This window comes from Labrenzia sp. VG12, assembly GCF_002237595.1.
Taxonomy (GTDB): Bacteria; Pseudomonadota; Alphaproteobacteria; order Rhizobiales; family Stappiaceae; genus Roseibium.
The window spans coordinates 357,703-380,248 of the sequence record NZ_CP022529.1; the positions used below are offsets into that span (position 1 = coordinate 357,703).

Annotated in this window: 22 protein-coding genes; 18 read left to right on the plus strand and 4 right to left on the minus strand. The window is 59.9% G+C overall.

Going from position 1 to position 22,546, the window contains the following annotated elements:
* Window positions 1–48: 48 nt before the first annotated feature.
* From CHH27_RS01655 to CHH27_RS01705, 11 genes are all read left to right on the plus strand, one after another.
* Entirely contained in the window at window positions 49–969 is a 921-nt protein-coding gene (locus CHH27_RS01655; RefSeq protein ID WP_094070028.1) for a branched-chain amino acid ABC transporter permease, read from the plus strand.
* Window positions 966–1,949, plus strand: coding sequence for a branched-chain amino acid ABC transporter permease (locus CHH27_RS01660; RefSeq protein WP_094070029.1), 984 nt, complete (start codon window positions 966–968; stop codon window positions 1,947–1,949). Before CHH27_RS01655 ends, CHH27_RS01660 begins: the two co-directional genes overlap by 4 nt.
* Window positions 1,942–2,691: an ABC transporter ATP-binding protein gene (locus CHH27_RS01665; RefSeq protein WP_094070030.1), complete on the plus strand. Its 750-nt coding sequence runs from the start codon at window positions 1,942–1,944 to the stop codon at window positions 2,689–2,691. The genes CHH27_RS01660 and CHH27_RS01665 overlap by 8 nt, the downstream gene beginning before the upstream one ends.
* Complete coding sequence (locus CHH27_RS01670) at window positions 2,688–3,377, plus strand: ABC transporter ATP-binding protein (RefSeq protein ID WP_094070031.1); 690 nt, start codon at window positions 2,688–2,690, stop codon at window positions 3,375–3,377. Before CHH27_RS01665 ends, CHH27_RS01670 begins: the two co-directional genes overlap by 4 nt.
* A gap of 64 nt (window positions 3,378–3,441) precedes the next feature.
* Window positions 3,442–3,837, plus strand: coding sequence for a RidA family protein (locus CHH27_RS01675; RefSeq protein WP_094070032.1), 396 nt, complete (start codon window positions 3,442–3,444; stop codon window positions 3,835–3,837).
* 329 nt (window positions 3,838–4,166) lie between these two features.
* A complete protein-coding gene (locus CHH27_RS01680; RefSeq protein ID WP_094070033.1) occupies window positions 4,167–4,895 on the plus strand; it encodes a FadR/GntR family transcriptional regulator in 729 nt (242 codons plus the stop codon).
* On the plus strand, window positions 4,888–6,051 hold the full coding sequence (locus CHH27_RS01685) for an aminotransferase class I/II-fold pyridoxal phosphate-dependent enzyme (protein WP_094070034.1): 1,164 nt from the start codon (window positions 4,888–4,890) through the stop codon (window positions 6,049–6,051). The genes CHH27_RS01680 and CHH27_RS01685 overlap by 8 nt, the downstream gene beginning before the upstream one ends.
* Before the next feature lie 40 nt (window positions 6,052–6,091).
* Window positions 6,092–7,348, plus strand: a complete 1,257-nt coding sequence (locus tag CHH27_RS01690; RefSeq protein WP_094074454.1) for a sugar ABC transporter substrate-binding protein — start codon at window positions 6,092–6,094, stop codon at window positions 7,346–7,348.
* Window positions 7,345–8,274 carry a carbohydrate ABC transporter permease gene (locus CHH27_RS01695; protein WP_094070035.1) on the plus strand — a complete coding sequence of 310 codons (930 nt, stop codon included), beginning with the start codon at window positions 7,345–7,347 and terminating at the stop codon, window positions 8,272–8,274. Before CHH27_RS01690 ends, CHH27_RS01695 begins: the two co-directional genes overlap by 4 nt.
* Window positions 8,275–8,282: 8 nt before the next feature.
* Window positions 8,283–9,125 (plus strand): carbohydrate ABC transporter permease, encoded by an 843-nt coding sequence (locus tag CHH27_RS01700; RefSeq protein WP_094070036.1) that lies wholly within the window; start codon window positions 8,283–8,285, stop codon window positions 9,123–9,125.
* A gap of 9 nt (window positions 9,126–9,134) precedes the next feature.
* On the plus strand, window positions 9,135–10,196 hold the full coding sequence (locus tag CHH27_RS01705) for an ABC transporter ATP-binding protein (protein WP_094070037.1): 1,062 nt from the start codon (window positions 9,135–9,137) through the stop codon (window positions 10,194–10,196).
* 15 nt (window positions 10,197–10,211) lie between these two features.
* On the opposite strand, the gene CHH27_RS01710 is transcribed toward CHH27_RS01705, so the two are convergent.
* From CHH27_RS01710 to CHH27_RS01720, 3 genes are all read right to left on the minus strand, one after another.
* Window positions 10,212–11,609: a metallophosphoesterase gene (locus tag CHH27_RS01710; protein WP_094070038.1), complete on the minus strand. Its 1,398-nt coding sequence runs from the start codon at window positions 11,607–11,609 to the stop codon at window positions 10,212–10,214.
* Window positions 11,610–11,780: 171 nt separating this feature from the next.
* Complete coding sequence (locus CHH27_RS01715) at window positions 11,781–12,431, minus strand: NADPH-dependent FMN reductase (protein WP_094070039.1); 651 nt, start codon at window positions 12,429–12,431, stop codon at window positions 11,781–11,783.
* A gap of 105 nt (window positions 12,432–12,536) precedes the next feature.
* Window positions 12,537–12,995, minus strand: coding sequence for an Lrp/AsnC family transcriptional regulator (locus CHH27_RS01720; protein WP_094074455.1), 459 nt, complete (start codon window positions 12,993–12,995; stop codon window positions 12,537–12,539).
* 142 nt (window positions 12,996–13,137) lie between these two features.
* On the opposite strand from CHH27_RS01720, the gene CHH27_RS01725 reads away from it, so the two are divergent.
* From CHH27_RS01725 to CHH27_RS01760, 7 genes are all read left to right on the plus strand, one after another.
* On the plus strand, window positions 13,138–13,572 hold the full coding sequence (locus CHH27_RS01725; RefSeq protein ID WP_094070040.1) for a universal stress protein: 435 nt from the start codon (window positions 13,138–13,140) through the stop codon (window positions 13,570–13,572).
* Window positions 13,573–13,593: 21 nt separating this feature from the next.
* Window positions 13,594–15,135 (plus strand): sodium:alanine symporter family protein, encoded by a 1,542-nt coding sequence (locus tag CHH27_RS01730; RefSeq protein ID WP_094070041.1) that lies wholly within the window; start codon window positions 13,594–13,596, stop codon window positions 15,133–15,135.
* Window positions 15,136–15,705: 570 nt separating this feature from the next.
* Window positions 15,706–16,959: an ABC transporter substrate-binding protein gene (locus CHH27_RS01740; protein ID WP_094070043.1), complete on the plus strand. Its 1,254-nt coding sequence runs from the start codon at window positions 15,706–15,708 to the stop codon at window positions 16,957–16,959.
* Between the two features lie 75 nt (window positions 16,960–17,034).
* Window positions 17,035–17,949 (plus strand): carbohydrate ABC transporter permease, encoded by a 915-nt coding sequence (locus CHH27_RS01745; protein ID WP_094070044.1) that lies wholly within the window; start codon window positions 17,035–17,037, stop codon window positions 17,947–17,949.
* Window positions 17,950–17,964: 15 nt separating this feature from the next.
* The gene (locus tag CHH27_RS01750) at window positions 17,965–18,804 is read left to right on the plus strand and encodes a carbohydrate ABC transporter permease (protein WP_094070045.1); all 840 of its coding nucleotides are present in this window, start codon (window positions 17,965–17,967) and stop codon (window positions 18,802–18,804) included.
* On the plus strand, window positions 18,801–19,835 hold the full coding sequence (locus CHH27_RS01755; RefSeq protein ID WP_094070046.1) for a Gfo/Idh/MocA family protein: 1,035 nt from the start codon (window positions 18,801–18,803) through the stop codon (window positions 19,833–19,835). Before CHH27_RS01750 ends, CHH27_RS01755 begins: the two co-directional genes overlap by 4 nt.
* Window positions 19,832–20,830: an ABC transporter ATP-binding protein gene (locus CHH27_RS01760; RefSeq protein ID WP_094070047.1), complete on the plus strand. Its 999-nt coding sequence runs from the start codon at window positions 19,832–19,834 to the stop codon at window positions 20,828–20,830. Before CHH27_RS01755 ends, CHH27_RS01760 begins: the two co-directional genes overlap by 4 nt.
* 276 nt (window positions 20,831–21,106) lie before the next feature.
* Here the strand turns inward: CHH27_RS01760 and CHH27_RS01765 are convergent, their stop codons facing one another.
* Entirely contained in the window at window positions 21,107–22,540 is a 1,434-nt protein-coding gene (locus tag CHH27_RS01765; RefSeq protein WP_094070048.1) for an NAD(P)(+) transhydrogenase (Re/Si-specific) subunit beta, read from the minus strand.
* Window positions 22,541–22,546 lie beyond the last annotated feature (6 nt).

A 22,546-nucleotide genomic window follows, 5' to 3' on the forward strand; every position in this document is an offset into this window, starting at 1 on the left:
ACAAATTCGCTCCTGTCAAATGCGTCAACATTCACAAACGATGCTCAGATGTCACTGATATTGCTCATAGAGCAGGTTCTGAACGGCCTGCAATTCGGCATCATGCTGTTCTTGATGGCCGCCGGGCTGACGCTCATCTTCGGCGTGATGGGGCTGATCAATCTGGCCCACGGGTCGCTCTACATGATCGGCGCTTTCTGTGCGGCTGCCGTGGCCGCGGCCACAGGCTCCTTCCTGCTCGGTCTTGTGGCCGCGCTGGCCGGGGCGGCGATCGCCGGCGCCCTGGTGGAATTGGTCGTGATCCGGCGTCTTTACGACAAGGATCACCTCGATCAGGTGCTGGCCACCTTCGCGCTGATCCTGATCTTCTCGGAAGGTACGCGCTGGATCTTCGGCTCTTTCCCGCTCTACCTGAATGTACCGGACTTCCTGTCCGGGCCTGTGACGCTGCCGGGCGGGATTGAATATCCGCTCTACCGGCTGACGCTGATCGTGGTCGGTCTTGGCGTTGCCCTCGGGCTGTGGCTGCTGATCTCCAGAACGCGGCTCGGCATTCAGATCCGGGCCGGGGAGAACGATCGCGAGATGATCGCGGCACTCGGCATCGACATTGCCAAGCTCTACACGATCGTCTTCGCACTGGGCGCGGCGCTTGCCGGCCTGGCCGGAGCCCTGGTTGGAGCGATCCAGTCGGTTCAGGTCGGCATGGGCGAGCCTGTCCTGATCCTGGCCTTCGTTGTCATCGTCATCGGCGGCATCGGCTCGATCAAGGGCGCCCTGATCGGCGCGATCCTGGTGGGGCTCACAGATACGCTCGGCGGCATCTTCCTGCCGGAGCTCTTGAAACTTGTTCTTGATCCGTCGACGGCAACGTCGGTCGGTTCGTCGCTCGCCTCCATGGCGATCTATATCCTGATGGCTGCGGTGCTGATCCTGCGTCCTGCCGGACTGTTCGGAGCGCGCGCATGATCCGGGAAAGCTATCTCAACACGGCAACACTCTTGTTGCTCATCGCCATCCCGGCCTGGGCCTTGAGCGCCGATGAGCCCTTCACCATCACGCTGATGACACGGGCCGTGATCTTCGCCATTGCCGCTGTCGGCCTTAACATCGCCCTGGGACTTGGCGGGCTGGTCAGTCTGGGCCACGCCGTCTTCTTCGGCATTGGCGGCTATGCCATGGGCATTCTCGCCCATCATGCCCAGACCTATACGCCTCTCGCCGAATGGCCGCTGCTGATCGAGGGCACCAAGTCGATGCCGGTGATCTGGCTGCTGGCGATTGTGCTGTCTTCCCTGGCCGCACTTGTCATCGGCATCCTGTCGCTTAGGACCGCCGGCGTCTATTTCATCATGATAACGCTGGCCTTCGGCCAGATGTTCTTCTTCTTTGCCATTTCCTGGGCGGAATATGGCGGTGAGGACGGGCTGTCCATCTATGTCCGCAATGGCTTCCCGGGCCTGAACACGCTCGACCCTATCCAGTTCTACGGCCTCTGTCTGGTGTTGCTCTGTCTGGTGCTCACATTTGCCTGGCGTCTCGGCGGTTCGCCCTTCGGCCTCGCGCTGAACGCTGCGCGGCAGGTGCCGGTGCGGGTGGAAACGGTCGGTCTCGACCCAGTCCGGCTGAAGCTGGTCGCGTTCGTGGTTTCTGGCGCCATCACCGGGCTCGCCGGGGCGCTCTTTGCGGATCTGAACCGCTTTGTCAGCCCGACCATGTTCTCCTGGCAGACCAGTGGTGAAATCATGATCTTCATCATCATCGGCGGTGTCGGGCGCCTCTTCGGACCTGTCGTTGGCGCGCTCGTCTTCGTGGCGCTGGAGCACTGGCTCGGCGGGCTATCCGATTTCTGGCACATCTATCTCGGCCTGTTGCTGCTCGTCATCGTCCTGTTCGGACGGGGTGGCCTGATCGGAATGGTTTGCGGACGGGAGGCAGTTCATGACTGAGGCTGTTCTTCAAACACGTGGCATCACGAAGAGCTTCGGAGCGCTGCGCGCCAGCCGCGACATCTCCATCGACCTGAAGCCGGGCGAGATCCACGCGATCATCGGCCCCAACGGGGCGGGCAAATCGACGCTGATCGGCCAGATCTGCGGTACGCTCAAGCCCGATGCCGGCACGGTGCACCTGCTCGGTCAGGACGTGACCCTGGAGCCGACGCGGGCACGGGCAAGAGCCGGTCTTGGCCGGACCTTCCAGATCTCCGCGCTGGCCATGGAAGACACCGTTCTGCAGAACGCTGTTCTGGGCGCGCTCGGGGCAAGTGGCAAACCCTGGCGCTTCTTCGGCAATGCCCTCAAGGATGGGGACTTGCGGTCAACCGCCGAAGAGGCGTTGGAAAGGGTCGGTCTTCAGGACCACGCCCGCATGCGTACAGCCGAACTCAGTCACGGCCAGCGGCGCCAGCTGGAGGTTGCCGTGGCCCTGACGCTGAAACCCAGGGCGCTCGTCATGGACGAACCGATGGCCGGCATGGGTTCTGAAGGTTCCAAATTGCTGACCGGCTTTCTGGACAAGTTGCGCCAGGAAGCGCCGATCCTGCTTGTGGAACACGATATGGATGCCGTCTTCACACTGGCCGACCGGATCAGCGTTCTGGTCTATGGCGAAGTCATCGCCACGGGCACGGTCGATGAAATCCGCGCCAATGCCGCCGTCAAGGAAGCCTATCTGGGAGACGAGGCATGAGCGCGCTCTTGAGCCTTTCAAATGTCACCGCGTCCTACGGGGCGAGCCAGGCACTGTTCGGGGTCGATCTGGACATCCGGGAAGGGGAGGTGATGGCGCTGCTCGGCCGAAACGGCATGGGCAAGTCCACCACCGTGAAATGCATCTGCCGCATGTTGCCGGCGCAGGGCACGCTGACCTTCGGGGGGCAGGATCTGTCCCGTCTGCCCAGCCACAAGGCTGCGCGTCTGGGGCTGGGCCTTGTACCGGAAGGAAGACGGTGTTTCGCCGACTTGAGCGTTCAGGAGAACCTGATGGCGGCGGCCCGTTCGGGGGACTGGAGTTTCGACAAGGTGATCCAGCTGTTTCCGCGGCTGGGCGAACGGCGCAACCAGCGCGCCGGATCGCTCTCCGGCGGCGAGCAGCAGATGCTGGCGATCGGCCGGGCACTGATGACCAACCCGACCCTCCTGATCCTGGACGAGGCGACCGAAGGTCTGGCCCCGGTCATCCGTCAGGAAATCTGGGCCGTCATCCGGCAGCTGAAGGCCGACACGGGCCTTGCCATTCTGGTCATCGACAAGTCGATCAAGGAACTCCGGCAAGTCTGCGACCGGGCGACGATCCTGGAACGTGGCAAGACGGTGTGGGCAGGAACGATCGAGGCGCTCACCGACGACGTCACCGCCAGCTATATCGGGGTCTAGGCATGTTTCGTTTTGCTCAGGCCGGATCAGATTTAGATCGTTTATTCAAGGAAAGTCAGGACCAATGACCCTCAAAACCATTCAACCGGACGGCTGGGCACCGGCCAAGGGCTACGCAAACGGCATGCTGACCTCAGGGCAGACGCTTCACGTCGGCGGTCAGATTGGCTGGAACAAGGATCAGGTATTTGAGGTCCATGACTTTGCCGGCCAGATGGAACAGACATTGCGGAACATTGCCGCAATCGTCGAGGAGGCCGGCGGTGCGGTAACCGATATTGCCCGGCTGACCTGGTTCATCAAGGACAAGCGGGAATACCTGGCCAGGCAGAAAGAGGTTGGCGAAGCCTACCGGCGTGTCATGGGGCGGCATTTCCCGGCCATGTCCGTGGTCGTTGTCGCCGATCTCATTGAAGACGAAGCCCTGATCGAAATCGAAGCGACCGCCCAGATCGGGTGAGGACAGGGCTGTCTGAAGGTGCCTGACCACAGCAGTTGGCGCGCGGACAACGACACATTGCAAGCAACTTTTCGCCACCGGCGTGCACGAGGAGTGCGCGCCGGTTTTTGTTTGTAAAGGCGATCCGGTTTGCGAGCCTCATACCGGTCTTTGCGTTTCCTGGACTTCTAATCAGAAGCAGCTTTGGTGAGGGTTTTGAGAAAGGCAAAGCAAGTCAATAGGTTAGAGTTTATGTCTGACATAATTTCAACAATGTCAGACAAAGTGTTTACATTGTCAGACAAAGTGATAAGCTCCTGTCATAATCAACAAGGGGTCGACTTCTCTCCATGCCGGACCAAACAAACCAGAAGCCCTACGACTTCGAAGGAAGCGGCGAAGACGCGCCCCGGGACGTTCCCAGGGCCCTGATTGCCTTGATCGAGGAAGAGGGGCTCAAGGTCGGTGATCGCCTGCCGCCTGAACTGGAACTGGTGCGCCGTCTCGGCTTTGGCAGGTCGACCATCCGCGAGACCCTGAAAACCTGGGAAAGCATGGGCGTGGTCAGCCGGAACAAAGGCGCCGGCACCCGCCTGATCGCGGAAATCTCACAAAATACTCTGCGCGTGGCCCTGACCATCAAACATGAAGCGGAAAGTCTGCTGCGTATGCAGCAGGTCCGCGGACCGCTGGAAATCGAGGCGGTCCGGATCGCAACCCGCCTGGCGACGCCCGAACAACGGCGCATCATCAGCGCCCGGGCTGCCGAGCTCATGGCCGTCTATGAGCTCGGTGAGGACTGGCGTCCGGCGGACCATCGTTTCCACAACGCCGTTCATGAGGCCACCGGCAATCCGCTCTTCAAACAATTCATCGAGCAGATCCAGAAGGCGTTTCACGACATTTACGAAACGCCGTTCGGTAAGGCCCATCTCGGTCAGGAAACCATCCCGCTGCACCGGCCGCTGGCCGACGCCATTGTCGCGGGCGACGAAGACAGGGCCGCGGAGCTGACAGCACAAATCATCGACATGGTCTGTGTCGAGACCCAGAAGATCAAAGAGGAACACGATGGCTGACGCTGTGCCGGGCGGTTATTCGATCGAGACGCTTTTGGCGGCGGCTGCAGACGCGGGCGGAGCGGTCACCCCGCCGATCGTGCAAACGTCCCTGTTCACCTTCGACACCTACCAGGCCTTCGAAGATCGCATGGCCGGGCGGTCCGAGGATCCGCTTTATACCCGTGTGCAAAACCCGACGGTTGCCGCGTTCGAGAAACTGATGGCAGAGGCCGAAAACGGTGAGGCAGCGGTCGGTTTTGCCTCCGGCATGGCGGCTATCTCATCCACCGTCCTGGCCTTTGTCCGGCCGGGTGACCGGATCGCCTGTGTCGAACATGTCTATCCGGATGCCTATCGCCTGTTCGAGCGTTTGCTGAGCCCCTTCGGAATTGAAGTCACCTATCATTCCGTCGACGCATTCCAGAACGACCCGGATCTGCTCAAGGGAGCGACGCTCGCTTATCTGGAAAGCCCCAACTCGGTCGTGTTCCAGACGATGGATCTTGCCGCCGTTGCCGCCAATGCCAGGCGTCACGGCACCCTGACAGTGGTCGACAATTCCTGGGCGACACCGCTGTTCCAGCGTCCTCTGGACCTGGGCATCGATATCTCGCTGCATTCCGCCTCGAAATACCTCTCCGGTCATTCGGATACGGTCGCCGGCGTCGTCGTCGGGCGACAGGAGCTGATCACTCGGATCAGGGACCTCACCCTGACACTTCTCGGCGGCAAGCTCGCGCCTTTCGAGGCGTTCCTGCTGACCAGGGGGCTGCGCACGCTTGGCGCGCGCATGCGCCAGCATCAGGAAGCCGCCAATCTCTTTGTCGACAAGCTGTCTGCTCACCCGAAAGTCACGGCGGTGCTGTCACCCGGTCCGAATGGAGTGCCCGGCCTGACGGGACGGTCCGGACTGCTCTCCGTCGAGCTGGACGAGAGCGTCGACATTCCGCGCCTGGCCGACGCCCTGAAACTCTTCCGCCTTGGCGTCAGCTGGGGCGGCTTCGAGAGCCTGGTTCTGCCAACACGGGTCGGGCTGGCTCAGTCGGGTGAACAGAATTCCATGCAGCGTTTCGGTGTTTCCGACCGGATCCTGCGTCTCAGTTTGGGGTTGGAGGACCCTGGCGACCTTTGGGCCGACTTTGAGGCGGCCCTGAGCACAAGCGCCCGGACATAAGCGGCGCAAAAACAGACCTTTCGAACAAGTGGAGAAGATCATGAGGGGATTGATAGGAGCAATCAGTGTATTGGCGATCATGGCGGGCTCAACCGCCAGTGCCGAAACGTTGAAACTTGTGGAGGTAATCACCAGCCCGGAACGCACCAAGGTGCTGCAGGCCCAGGTCGACGCCTTCGAAGCCGCCAATCCGGGCACGGAAGTTGAAATCGTCTCGCTTCCCTGGGGCCAGGCTTTTGAAAAGTTTGCCACGATGGTGGCCGGGGGCGACATTCCCGATGTCGTTGAAATGCCGGACCGCTGGGCCGGTATCTACAAGGACAAGCTGGTCGACCTGAACGACCGCATCGCCGAGTGGGAACACGGCGCGACGCTGACCCAGAAGACGATCGACATGGGCCGTCAAACGGACGGCAAGAGCGCCCGCATGATCCCCTACGGGTTCTACCTGCGTGCGCTTTTCTACAACAAGAAGCTTCTGGAAGAAGCGGGGGTCAAGGAGCCGCCGCGCACCATGGAAGACTTCATGGCAGCGTCCAAGGCTGTCTCCGAGCTGGACGGCAAATACGGTTATTGCCTGCGCGGCGGGCCGGGTGGTCTCAATGGCTGGATCATGATGGCCGCCACCATGAATGGCAGCAACACGTTCTTTGACGAAGACGGCAAGAGCACGCTCAACCAGCCGGGATCCGTGGAAGGCATCCAGTTCCTGATCGACATGTATCAGAACGGTTATGCGCCGAAGGATGCGGTCAGCTGGGGCTTCAACGAGATCGTTGCCGGTTTCTATTCCGGCACCTGTGCCTTCCTTGATCAGGATCCGGATGCGTTGATCGCGGTCTCCGAGCGGATGGACGCCGAGGACTTTGCCGTCATCCCGATGCCGGTCGGTCCGGCGGGCAAGGCCTTCCCGACCATCGGCTTTGCCGGCTGGTCCATGTTCGATACGACCTCCGACAAGGATCTCTCCTGGAAACTGATCGCGCATCTGTCCAGCCCGGACAGCAACAAGGAATGGGCCAAGCGCGTCGGTGTCATTCCGATCCACGAAGGCGCCGAGCAGGACCCGCACTTCAGGACCGAACAGTTCGCGGGCTGGTTCGAGACCCTGAACGGCGACGAGTATGTCCCGACCGTCATGCCGACCTATCTGGAACAGTTCGGTTACTTCGCCGACAGCATCGCTCTGGAAACCAGCCAGGAAGCGTTGCTCGGCCAGATCAGCGCCCAGGAAGTGGCTGACCAATGGGCGGACTTCCTGACGGATGAATATGCCCGCTGGAAAGCCGCGCAATGACCGCAATTGACACTGCCGCGCCCGGGAAACCCCGGGCGCGGCGCTCCATCTATCTCAGCTATCTGGTGGAGCCCTATCTCTACATTTCGCCTGCAATCATCCTGATTGCACTGGTGATGCTGGTTCCCCTGGTGATCGGCATTTCCTATGCCTTCCAGGCGGTCAATCTGCTGCGTCCGTTTCAGACCGGCTTTGTGGGGTTCGAGAACTTTCAGGCACTCTGGAGCGACCGCAAGTTCTGGTTGGCGCTGACCAACACCTTCTGGTGGACCGTCGGCTCCATTGTCTTCCAGTTCTTTCTGGGCCTTGGTCTTGCGCTTCTGCTCAACACGCATTTCTACGGCAAGCGGCTTGTGCAGGCGCTGGTGTTTCTGCCATGGGCAGTGCCGACCTTTCTCTCCGCCCTGACCTGGGCCTGGCTTTTCAATCCGACCATCGGTCCGCTTCCGCACTGGCTGACAGATCTCGGCATCCTGTCCGAGCCCTTCAACATCCTGGGGGACCCGAACCTGGCCATGTGGGGTCCGATCACCGCCAATGTCTGGTTCGGCATTCCGTTCTTTGCCATCACGCTCCTGGCCGCGCTCCAGTCCATCCCGCATGAACTCTATGAGGCCGCGGAGATCGACGGCGCCACCACCTGGCAGACCTTCACCAAGATCACGCTGCCCTTCCTGGCACCGATGATTGCCATCACGGTCATGCTGAGGACGATCTGGATCGCAAACTTTGCCGATCTCATCTTTGTCATGACCGGCGGCGGACCTGCCAATTCCACGCAGATCCTGTCGACCTACATTTTCACCACCGCCTTCCGCAAACTGGATTTCGGCTATGCCTCGGCCATCGCCGTCGCGCTGCTGGCCCTGCTGCTGCTCTATGCCGTCATCCTGCTGGTTCTGCGCAGGAAGCTGGTCAAGATCTGAGACACTCCATGAGCGCCCTTCGCAAAAGCTCGCCGCTGGCGGTCACCGGGAAATATCTGGCTCTGGCGTTTTACGTCACCTTTGCCCTGTTCCCGCTCTACTGGCTGGCCAAGATTGCGGTCACGCCGGACAAGCTGATCTACACCGAGGGAACGGCACTCTTCCCGAGCCGCTTCACCTTCGAGAATTTCAGCACGGTGCTGATCGCAACGGATTTCCTTGCGTATTTCCGAAACAGCCTGGTGGTCTCGCTCGGCACGGCCGCGATCACCACTTGTATCGCAGCAGCAGCCGGGTACGCCTTCTCGCGCTTCGATTTCAGGGGCAAGCGGCTGGTGATCGCGTTGATGCTGATCACCCAGATGTTTCCCCTCCTGATGATCATCGCGCCGATCTACAAGATCGTGGCTGCAATCGGGTTGCTCAACTCGCTGACCAGCCTGATCATCGTCTACACGGCGTTCAACATTCCCTTCGCCACGTTCCTGATGCAGTCCTTCTTCGACGGTATCCCGAAGGACCTGGAAGAAGCCGGGATGATGGACGGGTGCACCCGCTTTCAGGCGCTGCGCAAGATCATTCTGCCGCTGACGCTGCCGGGTCTCGGCGCGACGCTCGGATTTGTGTTCACGGCGGCCTGGAGCGAGCTGCTGTTCGCGCTGATGCTGATCAATTCCAACGACACAATGACCTTCCCGGTCGGACTGCTGACCTTCGTTTCGAAATTCTCGGTCGACTGGGGCCAGATGATGGCCGCCGGCGTGCTGGCGCTGGTGCCGTCCTGCCTCTTCTTCATCTTCATCCAGCGCTATCTGGTCCAGGGGCTGACCTCTGGCGCGGTCAAAGGGTAGGGACTTTCGATGGCACGTATCGATCTCACCAACATTTCCAAATCCTATGGCTCCGTTGAAGTCATGCGCGACATCAACCTGTCCATCGAGGATGGCGAGTTCATTGTCCTGGTCGGGCCTTCGGGCTGTGGCAAGTCCACATTGCTGCGCATGATCGCGGGGCTGGAGCCCATCACCGGCGGCGAGTTCACGGTCGATGGCCGGCGCATGAACGAGGTGCCGCCACGCGACCGGGACATGGCCATGGTATTCCAGTCCTATGCGCTTTATCCGCATATGGATGTCGCCCGGAACATGGGGTTTTCGCTGGAAATCCGGAAGGCGCCAAACGAGGAACGGGGCAGCAAGGTCAGGCAGGCGGCGCAGACGCTTGGCCTGACAAAGCTGACCGAACGGCTGCCGAAGCAGCTCTCCGGGGGCCAGCGCCAGCGTGTCGCGATGGGACGTGCCATCGTGCGCGATCCGAGTGCTTTCCTGTTTGATGAGCCGCTCTCCAACCTGGATGCGGCGCTGCGGGTGGAAATGCGCCTGGAAATCGCAAGGCTGCATCAGCGTCTCAAGGCCACGATGGTCTATGTCACCCACGACCAGGTGGAGGCCTTGACCCTGGCTGACCGGATAGTCGTGCTCAATGCCGGAGACATCCAGCAAGTCGGGACACCGCTGGAGCTTTATGACCGGCCGGCCAACAAGTTCGTCGCCCAGTTCATAGGATCGCCAACCATGAACATTCTGGAGATCGAACCGGCCGCCGAGGGCATCCAGTTGAAGGATGGCACGTCTTTGACAGTCGGCCTGCCCGAAGGCCAGAAGCGCGCCAGCGAGCTAGGAGTTCGCCCGGAACACCTCAACATCGTTGCTCCTGACGCGGCGCATCTGTCAGGGCGGGCCGAGCTGGTCGAACATCTGGGGTCGGACACCAACATCCATGCGCATGTTCCCGGTATCGGCCAGGTGCTGGTGCGCGAACACGGACACTTTCCCCTGAAATCGGGTGAACCCGTCGGCATTGCGGTTGATCTCGCAAAGACCCATCTGTTTGGCCCCGATGGACGTCGACTGGCGGCGTGAATACGGGCTGTCAGTCTAGTCGCTATCGCAATAGCAGGTTTTGTAGGCGTCCCTACCGATCGCACTTTGTGCGCAGGCATAAGCCTTCCAGTTTGAAGCGGTGACCGGTCCGTCCGTGGCCGATACGGTATAGAGGGTGCTGAAGCGTGTACGCACCGCTTCGTCGGTCTTGATTCTTGCCGCCAGGGACGCGCGGCTCGCAGGAGACAAATCGGCAAGCGAGAAGGTGTCGCGATAGCGGTATTCGAGCTGCCAGATCGGGTCCTCACCGGTTGCGGCCCCTGCCAGATTGCTCAGATAGTATGTCGCTGAATCATCAATATCACCGCTCGTCCGGTCATAGAGGAAAACGGCAAAGGCCGGGTTGTTGCCAAAGATCGGACTGACCGCCGGCGTGATCTGGCTGGCGATCAGCGGCGCCCCGTCACCGTCCGCGATGACCGCGAAACTGTCCATGTGGGTGTGGCCGGAGAAGCTGTAGGTCACGACACCGGCATAGCGTTGCATCAGCTGCTGAAAGTCGGACGGGAAGGGGGCGCGCCAGAACGGGCTGATCGTCGCGTCGCATGTGCCTTTCCCATGTGTGGTCGAATAGGCGTTGATCCCGGGCGGCACATGCAACAAGAGCTGAGCCTTACGGCCGGCCTTGTGGGTGTCTGCAATCTGCTGCTCCAGCCAGGACATCATCTGAGCGCCCGGATCGCCTCCGTCTGGATTGCACCTGTCCGAATAGCGCGGCGTCCAGAAGATGTTGTTGAGCGCGATGAGGTCCGTGTCGGCGAGCGTCGGGTGGGCAGTCTTGTAGGCGCCGCCTTGCGGGAAATCATGAAAGCGCGTCGGCTGGTGGCTGAGCGCCGCCCATTGCTCCTGAAGGCCGGCAAGAAAGGCGCCGCCAGGGGCAATCTCATAATCGCCACAGGCGGAATCGGTGTTGCCCAGAACGCCGAAAACGGGAATATCGTCGAAGGTTTCACCGATCAGCCGTGAGACATATTGCGCCGTCTTGACGGCGAATGGTTCGACACCCTGTGGCGATGGTCCCGCGGTGGCCTGATACTTTTCGTTGAACCCGTGGCTCAGGTAATCGCCGGTATAGAGCACATAATCATAGGTCAGACCCAGTGCCGCTGCGGCGTTGAACGCTGAAACCATCAGATCATGGCCGGCATCCTTGCCGTAGCCCTGAATGCCGCCAGTTCCCCTCGTGAAGATCGAGGACCAGTCCGACACCGGGCTCTGGTCCAGTTGCGGAACAAGACTGGCGTCCGTGAACGGATCGAAATGGATATCGGTGACGATCAGGAAAAGTCCCTGATCGGTGCTTGGCTGAAATGGCGGTGAGGCCTGCTGGGCAAGGGCGCCGGTCTGAAGCAGAGCCAGGATCGGTATTGCTAATGCGGAACGTCGGACCACGGCACCACCTCAAAACCTCGGAGACACTCAGGGCAAGTGTACACCTGCAGGTCGCAACTGCCGAAGAAAACCTTTTGCCGCAGACCAGAAGCACTGCCTGTTCGGAAGTTTCAGCGTTCACCTTTGCTGAAGACCGGGCAGGAGACCGCCAGCCGCTTCAAACCGTTCCCGTCAGGGGGCATTTCTCTGCGATGGGGTTCTTGTGAACGCCTCCGGTCTCTCCTGCGAGCCGGATTGCCGCTGCTCCCTGGCAGCGCTGCTCCACCAGAAGAGCTGCTGGAAAGTCCGATCGAGGTAACTGTCCCACTGGTCAGCGTCGACAGAAGCGGCGTAGTTACCCGCGTCGTCGAACACCTCCTGGGCTTTCGGCACATGCACCATGGCGGAGACCGGCAGGCAGCCGAGCTCGGAAAGATAGGTGCGCATGTTGACGGCGGCCCTGGCACCGCCCCACTGGCCGGCGGAATAAGTCACGATCGCGCTCGGTTTATAGGAAAACAGCGAACTGCCGAAGTGGTTGAGCAGATGGGCTAGCGCTGGCGACATGGAATGATTGTATTCCGGGCTCACCATCACATAGCCGTCTGCTTCCATGATCTGTCTGGCCAGGTCGTCGAGCTGGTCCGGTGCCTTGCCCTTTGCGTAGGCAAATTGCGGCTTGAAAGGTTGAGGCAGGTCGATTTCCAGCGGGTCAACCAAATGCGTGTCCGTTCCGGTCGCGGACAGCCGGCGTTCGCAGGCTTTCGCGACGCGTAGCCCAAGCCGGGCAGGGCGCGGCGGAGTGCTGTCGCGTTCCGAACCGAGAAAAACCAGAAACTTCATTTGAGACCCTGTGTGTTGACCCGTCGCAAATTGATAACGGCTCAGCGATTGAAACGGTAGTCCGCACTGCTTCAGGAGAGGCTGGTCGAAGGGCGGCGTTGTCTTTCACTGCTCCAGGTGCAGTCCGCGGAATTCCTTGACCGTTGATAGGCTGAGAAGGGTTTTCATCTGAGAAACGCTCGGGATCTGGGACAGGCGGTTGCGGTAGAGATTTTCATAAGCGGCAGTGTTTTTGGTGATGAGGCGGATCAGATAGTCGAATTCGCCCGAGATCAAGTGACATTCGAGTACCTCAGGCATGCGTTCGATCGCTTTTTCGAATGCGGTGATGTCGCCCTTGCGCTGGCTGGTCAGTTTCACCTCGATAAACACCTGGATTTCCAGGTTAAGAGCAGAACGGTCCACACGGACCGTGTATCCGGAGATGATGCCGTTGGTCTCCAGCAACTTGACCCTGCGGTGGCATGCTGAAAGGGACAAGCCGACGAGTTCCGACAACTTGGCCATCGAGATCCGGCTGTCTTTCTGCAAAGCTGTAAGAATTTTCTGATCGAGCGCATCCATGAGAAAATTTCCGAAAAAGGAGATCAAATTCGATAATTATTCATAAAATATCTCAATCTCGTCGAAATTCGAGAACTTTTGTGAATCTTAGCAAGGTAAATTTCCCTTACGGCAAAAAGCCGTATGACAGGGGAACATAATCATGTCGAAGAGGATCGTCGTCGGATATGACGGCAGCAAAAGCGGCGCAAACGCGCTGGAATTCGCAGTTGGTCTTGCAAAGGCCAGTGGAGCGGGGCTCGTGATTGCCCATGTACTGGAATGGTCGCCCTATACCTTCCTGACACCTACGGAAATTGAGGAACGCCACAAGCGGCGTACCGAAGAACTGCAGCGCGCGGAAACCGCGGTGCTGGCCCCGGTCGTCGAGAAACTGGCCGGCAGCGGCCTGGAGGTCACAACGGAGCTGCGCTACGGCCACATCGCGGAAACCTTGATCAAGATTGCCGAGGATGAAGGCGTGGAGCACCTGGTGATCGGCCGGACCGGCCATTCCAGCCTGTCCACCCGCATCTTCGGTTCGGTCGCCGGCAGCCTGGCCCAGGCAGCGCCCGTGCCCGTCACCATTGTTCCGTAAGCTTCCAGAGGCGATTTCCAAATGAAGAAAATCAGCACTGCGGCTTTCGCCGCAACGGCCATGCTATGCGCAAGTGCGCCTGCGATGGCCCAGTCGATCGACGAACAGGTCAACGCCCTTTTCGCCAGCTCCACCGGCTGGTTCGTCAGCTTTATCTTCAGCCCGTTTCCCGGAACATCCTTCCCGTGGATCGTGGCCTGGCTCGTGGTGGCAGCCACGGTGTTCACGCTCTATTTCGGTTTCATCCAGTTCCGGGCCTTTCCGCATTCCATCGCTCTGGTGAAGGGGGAATACTCCGACCCGAATGATGCCGGGGAGGTCAGTCACTTTCAGGCTTTGGCCACTGCCTTGTCCGGCACCGTCGGTCTGGGGAATATCGCGGGTGTTGCCGTCGCTGTCGGTATTGGCGGGCCAGGTGCGACCTTCTGGATGATCCTTGCCGGCCTCATGGGCATGGCGTCCAAGTTCACGGAGTGTACGCTCGGGGTAAAGTACCGCAACGAATACGCAGACGGCACCGTGTCCGGTGGTCCCATGTATTACATGACCAAGGGCTTTGAGGAACGCGGCCTGCCGGCCGGCAAGTTCCTGGCGGTTCTGTTCGCGATCTTCTGTATCCTTGGGGCGCTGGGTGGCGGCAACATGTTCCAGGCCAACCAGGCGCACGCCCAAATCGCCAATGTCGTTGGTGACTATCCGGGCTGGATCACGGGGCTCGTCTTTGCCGGGATCGTTTTTGCCGTGATTGTCGGAGGTTTGAAGTCAATCGCGTCGGTGACCGAAAAGGTTGTGCCGTTCATGGGCATCCTTTACGTGCTCACTGCTCTGGTGATCATCGGGATGAACGCCGACAAGATCGGTTGGGCCTTCGGCCAGATCATTGATGGTGCTTTCACAGGTCTCGGCGTCGCCGGTGGCATGGTCGGTGCTCTGATCCAGGGCTTCAAGCGGGCGGCTTTCTCCAACGAAGCCGGCGTCGGTTCCGCCGCCATCGCGCACTCCGCAGTGCGTACCAAGGAGCCGATCACGGAAGGGTTTGTCTCCCTTCTGGAGCCTTTCATCGACACGGTCGTCATCTGTACCATGACCGCGCTGGTGATCATTATCACCGGTCAGTTGGTGTCCGACCCGAACACGGGGCTTTACCTTCTCAACGAGGGCGGTTCGGCCATTCAGACGGTTGACGGCAACTCGGGTGTCGCGCTGACATCTGCGGCGTTCTCCTCCGCCTTCGGCTGGTTCCAGTACGTGCTGGCGATCGCCGTTGTTCTGTTCGCCTTCTCCACCATGATCAGCTGGTCCTATTACGGCCTGAAGGCCTGGACCTTCCTCTTTGGTGAAGGCAAGGCCAAGGAACTGGTGTTCAAGATCCTGTTCTGCATCTTCGTGGTGATCGGCGCTGCCGCCAGCCTTGGCCCGGTGATCGATTTCTCGGACGCTGCGATCTTTGCCATGGCGGTGGTCAACATCATCGCGCTGTACGCCCTGATGCCGATCGTCAAGAAAGAGCTCAACAGCTATCTGAGCCGATTGAAATCCGGTGAAATCAAGAAGTTTGCCTGATTTCCCAGCACAGACATGACTGGCAGGCCGCCTCCGGGCGGCCTGTTTCATTTTACCTATTCGTCGCCGTTGAGACAGGCCAAGGGGCGAAGGGCCTTGGAATTCCTGGATTTCAAGACGAGGCGCCAAGCGCGAGCCATACAGAAAATGACCGGTTTCGAGGATTTGAAGCGGGCTCGCCGATTTTTTTTCAAGACTATGCCAACCGCCCGTATTTCGGCGGGCGCAGGACCTCTGAATCATTTGAAAAATCATACCTTTTGACGAAAATAGCGGCAAAAACAATGCCAATATACTACCAATAATGGCGTATTTTGACGAAAATCACGAGAGAGAAATGATTTTCATAAAAACAAACTAATAGGTCGACAAGTGGTATCAAATAGGTATTATATATGGTCAGCAGGAGGGCGCAGCGTCCTTCGGCGCGGTTGTCTTGCATCCGGCGTATAACAAGAGTTGGCAAGAGCGTGGCAGCTTCTGAGGAGGCGGGTTCGCAGGTGCCAATTCGATCGCCGGGCAGCAACTTTTGGAGGCGTCCATAACGGATGAGCTTTTCGGAGGAGTCACATGAAACGGAAATTCCTAGCACTGGCCCTGGCCAGCACCGCTCTTTTCACGTCGGCCGCCTATGCGGAAGATGTCACCCTGACCATCGAAAGCTGGCGCAATGACGACCTGGCCCTGTGGCAGGACAAGATCATTCCGGCCTTTGAAGCCAGCCACCCGGGCATCAAGCTGAAATTCACCCCGTCCGCACCGACGGAATACAACGCCGCTCTGAACTCCAAGCTGGACGCCGGGTCTGCTGGCGACCTGATCACCTGTCGCCCGTTCGATGCTTCCCTGGCTCTTTATGATGCAGGTCACCTTGCCGACCTGTCCGACATGGAAGCCATGGGCAACTTCTCTGACGTCGCCAAGGCCGCCTGGCAGAGCGACGATGGCACGGCCAGCTTCTGTGTTCCGATGGCATCCGTCATTCACGGTTTCATCTACAACAAGGATGCGTTCGAGGAAGTCGGCGTTGAAGTCCCGACCACCGAAGCCGAGTTCTTCGCAGCCCTCGACCGGTTCAAGGAAGACGGCACCTATATCCCGATGGCCATGGGCACCAATGACCAGTGGGAAGCGGCCACGATGGGCTACCAGAACATTGGTCCGAACTACTGGAAGGGCGAAACCGGCCGTCAGGCTCTGCTCCTCGGCGTGCAGAAGCTGACCGACGAGCCGTGGGTTGCACCTTACCGGACCCTGGCACGGTGGGCCGAATATCTCGGCGACGGTTACGAAGCCCAGACCTATCCGGACAGCCAGAACATCTTCACGCTTGGTCGTGCCGCCGTTTATCCGGCTGGTAGCTGGGAAATCTCTGGCTTTAATGCGCAGGCCGACTTCGAAATGGGGGCTTTCAAGCCGCCGGTTCAATACGAAGGCGACACCTGCTACATCTCCGACCACACGGATATCGGTATCGGCATGAATGCCAAGACCGCGCATCCGGAAGCCGCCAAGACGTTCCTTGCCTGGGTGGCTTCGCCGGAATTTGCCAGCATCTTCGGCAACGCGCTGCCGGGCTTCTTCCCGCTGTCCAAGGCTCCGGTTGAGCTGGACGATCCGCTTGCCAAGGAATTCGTCAGCTGGCGCGGCGAGTGCGAAAGCACCATCCGCTCCACGTACCAGATCCTTTCGCGCGGCACTCCGAACCTCGAAAACGAGACCTGGGGTGCATCTGCAGCGGCCATCAAGGGAACCGATACACCGGAAGCCCTCGGTCAGAAGCTGCAGGAAGGCCTGGCCAGCTGGTACGAGCCGCATCAATAATCGGCTTGTCAAACCTATCGCCCGGACAGACAGTGTCTGTCCGGGTTCGTTTTACCGGAGACCTCGGAGCTTAAGATGAGCAAGCCCCGCTTCCGCTGGCACATTGTCGTGTTTCTGGCACCAGCAGTCCTGGTCTACACGGCCGTGATGATCTTTCCGCTGTTCAACACCCTTCGGCTTGCGCTTTACAGCAAGATCGACCAGGAGCGCGTGTTTGTCGGCCTGCAGAATTTCTACACCCTGCTCGGGGACCCCATCTGGGCGGACCAGTTCTGGAATGCCCTTGGCAACAATTTCTGGTTCTTCCTGATCCACATGCTGGTGCAGAACCCGATCGGCATCGCGCTTGCCGCGATCCTGAGCCATCCGCGCCTGCGTTTTGCGGCTTTCTATCGCTCGGCGATCTTCATTCCGACCATCCTCTCCTTTGTGATTGTCGGTTTTGCCTGGAAGCTGATCCTGTCACCGATCTGGGGCATTGCCCCGTCCATGCTGGACGCGGTCGGACTCAAGTCGCTGTTCGCCCCTTGGCTCGGCAAGGAAGAATACGCCCTGACCACGCTGTCGCTCATCTCCGTCTGGCAGTTTGTGGGTATCCCGATGATGCTGATCTATGCCGCACTTCTGTCCATTCCCGAAGAGGTTCTGGAAGCGGGGGAAATCGACGGCATCACCGGCATGTCGGCCTTCTGGAAGATCAAGCTGCCGCTGATCCTGCCGTCGATCGGCATCATCTCGATCCTGACTTTTGTCGGCAACTTCAATGCCTTCGACCTGATCTACACCTCGCAAGGGGCATTGGCGGGACCGGATTTCTCGACCGATATTCTTGGCACCTTCATGTACCGAACCTTCTTCGGCTTCCAGCTGCAGCTGGGGGATCCCTACATGGGGTCGGCCATTGCCAGTGCCATGTTCGCGATCATCCTGGTGGGGGTCTGCATCTATCTCTTCGGCATCCAGACCCGGATGCGCAGATACCAGTTGTGACGGGGAGGGCAGGACATGCATAAGGCACGGACCAATCCGTTCAACACGGCCGCCATGCACGGCGCGCTGATCCTCTACACGCTGATCGCTCTGTTCCCGGTCTTCGTGATCCTGATCAACAGCTTCAAGACACGCAAGGCGATCTTCCGCGAGCCGCTGGCGCTGCCGAATGCCGACAGTTTTTCGATGATCGGCTATCAGACGGTGATGAAACAGGGGGATTTCTTCCTCTATTTCCAGAACTCCATGATCGTCACTGTGGCGTCGCTGTTCTTCATCCTGCTGTTCGGGGCGATGGCCGCCTTTGCCATCAGCGAATACCGCTTCAAGGGCAACATGCTGATGGGCCTTTACCTGGCGCTCGGCATCATGATCCCGATCCGCATCGGCACGGTCGCCATCCTGGAAATGATGGTGGCAACGGGCCTGGTCAACACGCTGACGGCACTGATCCTGGTCTACACGGCGCAAGGCTTGCCGCTGGCGGTGTTCATCCTGAGCGAGTTCATGAGGCAGGTGTCGGAAGACCTGAAGAATGCCGGGCGCATCGACGGACTGTCCGAATACACGATCTTCTTCCGTCTCGTTCTGCCGCTGGTGCGGCCGGCCATGGCGACGGTCGCCGTCTTCAACATGATCCCGATCTGGAACGATCTCTGGTTCCCGCTGATCCTGGCACCGTCCGAAGAGACCAAGACGCTGACGCTTGGCAGCCAGGTCTTTATCGGCCAGTTCGTGACGGACTGGAACGCGGTCCTGTCGGCCCTGTCCATGGCCATCCTGCCAGTGCTAATCCTTTATGTGATCTTCTCCAGGCAGCTGATCCGCGGCATTACGTCCGGGGCGGTCAAATGACGAGGGTCCTGGTCGCAGGCCTCGGCAATATGGGGCTGTCCCACGCGCTTGCCCATCACAGGCAGGACGCGGCCGACATTGTCGGCCTCGTCAACCGCTCCGGCGTGGTCAAACACCCGGAGCTGGCAGGGTACCCGGTCTTCACCGATTTCCGGGAAGCCCTGGCAACGGCGCAGCCGGACCTGGTGGTGATTGCGACCTATTCCGACACGCATGCTGACTACGCTGTTGCAGCGATGGAGGCGGGGGCGCATGTCTTTGTCGAAAAGCCATTGGCAACCACTGTTGCCGATGCGCAAAGGGTGGTCGCCTGCGCCAGGCAAACCGGACGCAAGCTGGTGGTTGGCTATATCCTGCGCCATCACCCCTCCTGGGTGCGCCTGATCGAGGAAGCGCGCAAGCTCGGCGGGCCTTATGTCTTCCGCATGAACCTCAACCAGCAGAGTTCAGGCGCCGAGTGGGAGACCCACAAGGCATTGATGGAGACAACGGCCCCGATCGTCGATTGCGGCGTGCATTATGTCGATGTCTGGTGTCAGATCACCGATGCGGACCCCGTCAAGGTGCATGGCATGGGGCTGCGCCTGTCCGACGAAATCGCCACCGACATGTACAATTACGGCCAGTTTCAGGTGAGCTTCGATGACGGCTCCGTCGGCTGGTATGAAGCCGGCTGGGGCCCGATGATGTCCGAGACGGCCTTCTTCGTGAAAGACGTGGTCTCTCCGGCGGGATCCGTCTCGATTGTCGAGGACGACAAGGGCGCCTCGTCGGATGTCGACGGTCATACCCGGGTCGGCGGTCTTCTGGTTCACCGGCCGGATGGCGACAATCGCATCGATCTGCCGGGGGAACCTGGCCACCAGGACCTTTGCGACGCGGAGCAGGCCTTCATGCTGCGCGCTATCTCCGAAGACATCGATCTCACCCGGCACATGCAGGATGCCGTCAAGTCGCTGGCGATCTGCCTGGCGGCCGACGAGAGCATCCGCACCGGACAATCCGTTACCTTAAAGGAGCAAACGCCATGACGGCGCTGACCCTGACCAATGTCAATAAGTCCTTTGGCGCTGTTCATGTTCTGAAGGACATAAATCTGGATGTCGAAGACGGCGAGTTTGTCGTGTTTGTCGGCCCGTCTGGCTGCGGCAAGTCCACTTTGCTGCGGGTGATTGCCGGCCTGGAGGATGTCTCCTCCGGCGAGGTGCAGATTGGCGGTGAAGTGGTCAACACCACGCCGCCGTCGAAACGTGGCATCGCCATGGTGTTCCAGAGCTACGCGCTTTATCCCCATCTCAACGTGCGCAACAACATGACGCTGGCCCTGAAACAGGAGCGCCAGAGCAAGGAAATCATCGAGCAGCGGGTTGCCGAAGCGACCCGCATGCTGAACCTGGAAGAGTATCTGGACCGTTATCCGTCCGAGCTCTCCGGCGGCCAGCGTCAGCGTGTCGCCATCGGCCGGGCCATCGTGCGGCACCCGAAACTGTTTCTGTTCGATGAACCACTTTCCAACCTCGACGCGGCGCTGCGCATGAACACGCGCCTGGAAATTGCCAACCTGCATCAGCAGCTGAAGACCTCGATGATCTATGTCACCCATGACCAGTCGGAAGCCATGACGCTGGCCGACAAGATCGTGGTCCTGCGGGCTGGGCGGATCGAGCAGGTCGGCAGCCCGATGGAGCTTTACAACAACCCGGCCAACAAGTTCGTCGCCGGTTTCCTCGGCTCCCCGGCCATGAATTTCCTGCCGGCAGGCCTGGTCAGTGAAGGCGACGATCGGACCCTTGGCGTGCGCCCCGAAGATCTTTTCCTGACCGATCAGGGCGTTCTCAAGGCCTCTGTCCAGCACGTGGAGCAACTGGGCGGCGACACCAATGTGATCGCCCGGGTCAAGGATCACCAGATCACCGCGCGCCTCTTCGGTCAGCATGCCGTTGAACCGGGCAGCGAACTGAGCTTCGGTATCTCGGAGGGCAAGTCCTACTATTTCGACCAGGACGGGGCGCGGCTGAGCGCTTGAGTTTCAGTCTGCTCCCACTCTCTCGATTATCATTCCGGACAAGTGAGGCGCAGCCGAACGCTTATCCGGAACCCAGAGATGTTTGTGCTGAAGGCACACCGAATTGATTTCGCCTGAAAAGTAAGTTCGCTGTGCTCACGCTGATGTCTGGGTTCCGGATCTGCGCGCAACCAAAGTTGCACTTGTCCGGAATGACGATGGAGAGATTGAGCTTCGCGACAAAAAAGCCCTCCCGGTCTCCCGGGAGGGCTTTTGTTTGTTCAGGCCTGAGAGGGCCTAGCTGATCTGGGTCAGCAGCTTGTCGAGGCTTGCCTTGGCATCGCCGTAGTACATGCGCGTGTTCTCCTTGTAGAACAGCGGGTTCTCGATGCCGGAATAACCGGTACCCTGACCGCGCTTGGAGACGAACACCTGCTTGGATTTCCAGACTTCCAGGACCGGCATGCCGGCAATCGGGGAGTTCGGATCTTCCTGGGCCGCCGGATTGACGATGTCGTTGGAGCCGATGACGATGGCGACATCCGTTTCCGGGAAGTCCTCGTTGATCTCGTCCATCTCCAGAACGATGTCATACGGCACCTTGGCTTCGGCCAGAAGCACGTTCATGTGGCCCGGAAGCCGGCCGGCGACAGGGTGGATCGCAAAGCGCACTTCCTTGCCCTTGGCGCGCAGGCGCCGGGTCAGTTCGGCGACATTCTGCTGCGCCTGGGCGACCGCCATGCCGTAGCCCGGAACGATGATGACGCTGTCGGCATCTTCCAGAGCGGCCACGACGCCGTCGCTGTCGATGGCGATCTGTTCGCCTTCCACTTCCATGGCCGGCCCGGCCGTGTTGCCGAAACCGCCGAGAATGACGGAAATGAACGAGCGGTTCATCGCCTTGCACATGATGTAGGACAGGATCGCACCGGAGGAGCCGACCAGCGCACCGACGACGATCAGGAGATCGTTGCCGAGCGAGAAGCCGATGGCGGCCGCGGCCCAGCCCGAATAGGAGTTCAGCATCGACACCACCACCGGCATGTCGGCACCGCCGATGCCCATGATCAGGTGGTAACCGATGAAGAAGGCCAGGAGGGTCATCAGGATCAGCGTCCAGATGCCGGCCCCGTTCAGGAACAAGAGCAGCAGGATGACGCTGAGCACGGCTGCGCCGGCATTCAGCATGTGTCCGCCTGGCAGCTTTTCAGCCTTTGACGTCACCTTGCCGGCCAGCTTGCCAAAGGCGATCACGGACCCGGTGAAGGTCACCGCACCGATGAAGACGCCGAGGAACACTTCCACCCGCAGGATTGACTGCTCGATCGGGGTCTTGTGCGCCAGGATGGCGGCAAAGCCTTCCAGCGCATGCCGCTCCTCTTCGCTCATGCCGTTGACGCGGATGAGTTCGATATAGGCGTTGAAGCCGACAAAGACGGCGGCCAGACCGACGAGCGAGTGCATGGCGGCAACCAGCTGCGGCATCTCGGTCATCTGGACTTTCTGGGCGACGTAATAGCCGATGATGCCGCCGGCTGCGATCAGAATGATCGACAGGTACCAGAGGCCGGAGCCGGGTCCGATCAGGGTTGCGGCAACGGCCAGGGCCATGCCGACAATGCCATACCAGACGGCGCGTTTTGCACTTTCCTCACCGGAGAGACCACCCAGCGAGAGAATGAAGAGAACAGCCGCAACAACGTAGACGGCAGTCGTGAAACCGAATTCCATCTCTCG

Excerpts from the sequence above, each read along its gene's own strand:
- CHH27_RS01655 (WP_094070028.1), top strand. The coding sequence starts at position 49 with ATGTCACTGATATTGCTCATAGAGCAGGTTCTGAACGGCCTGCAATTC.
- CHH27_RS01660 (WP_094070029.1), top strand. The coding sequence starts at position 966 with ATGATCCGGGAAAGCTATCTCAACACGGCAACACTCTTGTTGCTCATC.
- CHH27_RS01665 (WP_094070030.1), top strand. The coding sequence starts at position 1,942 with ATGACTGAGGCTGTTCTTCAAACACGTGGCATCACGAAGAGCTTCGGA.
- CHH27_RS01670 (WP_094070031.1), top strand. The coding sequence starts at position 2,688 with ATGAGCGCGCTCTTGAGCCTTTCAAATGTCACCGCGTCCTACGGGGCG.
- CHH27_RS01675 (WP_094070032.1), top strand. The coding sequence starts at position 3,442 with ATGACCCTCAAAACCATTCAACCGGACGGCTGGGCACCGGCCAAGGGC.
- CHH27_RS01680 (WP_094070033.1), top strand. The coding sequence starts at position 4,167 with ATGCCGGACCAAACAAACCAGAAGCCCTACGACTTCGAAGGAAGCGGC.
- CHH27_RS01685 (WP_094070034.1), top strand. The coding sequence starts at position 4,888 with ATGGCTGACGCTGTGCCGGGCGGTTATTCGATCGAGACGCTTTTGGCG.
- CHH27_RS01690 (WP_094074454.1), top strand. The coding sequence starts at position 6,092 with ATGAGGGGATTGATAGGAGCAATCAGTGTATTGGCGATCATGGCGGGC.
- CHH27_RS01695 (WP_094070035.1), top strand. The coding sequence starts at position 7,345 with ATGACCGCAATTGACACTGCCGCGCCCGGGAAACCCCGGGCGCGGCGC.
- CHH27_RS01700 (WP_094070036.1), top strand. The coding sequence starts at position 8,283 with ATGAGCGCCCTTCGCAAAAGCTCGCCGCTGGCGGTCACCGGGAAATAT.
- CHH27_RS01705 (WP_094070037.1), top strand. The coding sequence starts at position 9,135 with ATGGCACGTATCGATCTCACCAACATTTCCAAATCCTATGGCTCCGTT.
- CHH27_RS01715 (WP_094070039.1), bottom strand. The coding sequence starts at position 12,431 with ATGAAGTTTCTGGTTTTTCTCGGTTCGGAACGCGACAGCACTCCGCCG.
- CHH27_RS01720 (WP_094074455.1), bottom strand. The coding sequence starts at position 12,995 with ATGGATGCGCTCGATCAGAAAATTCTTACAGCTTTGCAGAAAGACAGC.
- CHH27_RS01725 (WP_094070040.1), top strand. The coding sequence starts at position 13,138 with ATGTCGAAGAGGATCGTCGTCGGATATGACGGCAGCAAAAGCGGCGCA.
- CHH27_RS01730 (WP_094070041.1), top strand. The coding sequence starts at position 13,594 with ATGAAGAAAATCAGCACTGCGGCTTTCGCCGCAACGGCCATGCTATGC.
- CHH27_RS01740 (WP_094070043.1), top strand. The coding sequence starts at position 15,706 with ATGAAACGGAAATTCCTAGCACTGGCCCTGGCCAGCACCGCTCTTTTC.
- CHH27_RS01745 (WP_094070044.1), top strand. The coding sequence starts at position 17,035 with ATGAGCAAGCCCCGCTTCCGCTGGCACATTGTCGTGTTTCTGGCACCA.
- CHH27_RS01750 (WP_094070045.1), top strand. The coding sequence starts at position 17,965 with ATGCATAAGGCACGGACCAATCCGTTCAACACGGCCGCCATGCACGGC.
- CHH27_RS01755 (WP_094070046.1), top strand. The coding sequence starts at position 18,801 with ATGACGAGGGTCCTGGTCGCAGGCCTCGGCAATATGGGGCTGTCCCAC.
- CHH27_RS01760 (WP_094070047.1), top strand. The coding sequence starts at position 19,832 with ATGACGGCGCTGACCCTGACCAATGTCAATAAGTCCTTTGGCGCTGTT.
- CHH27_RS01765 (WP_094070048.1), bottom strand. The coding sequence starts at position 22,540 with ATGGAATTCGGTTTCACGACTGCCGTCTACGTTGTTGCGGCTGTTCTC.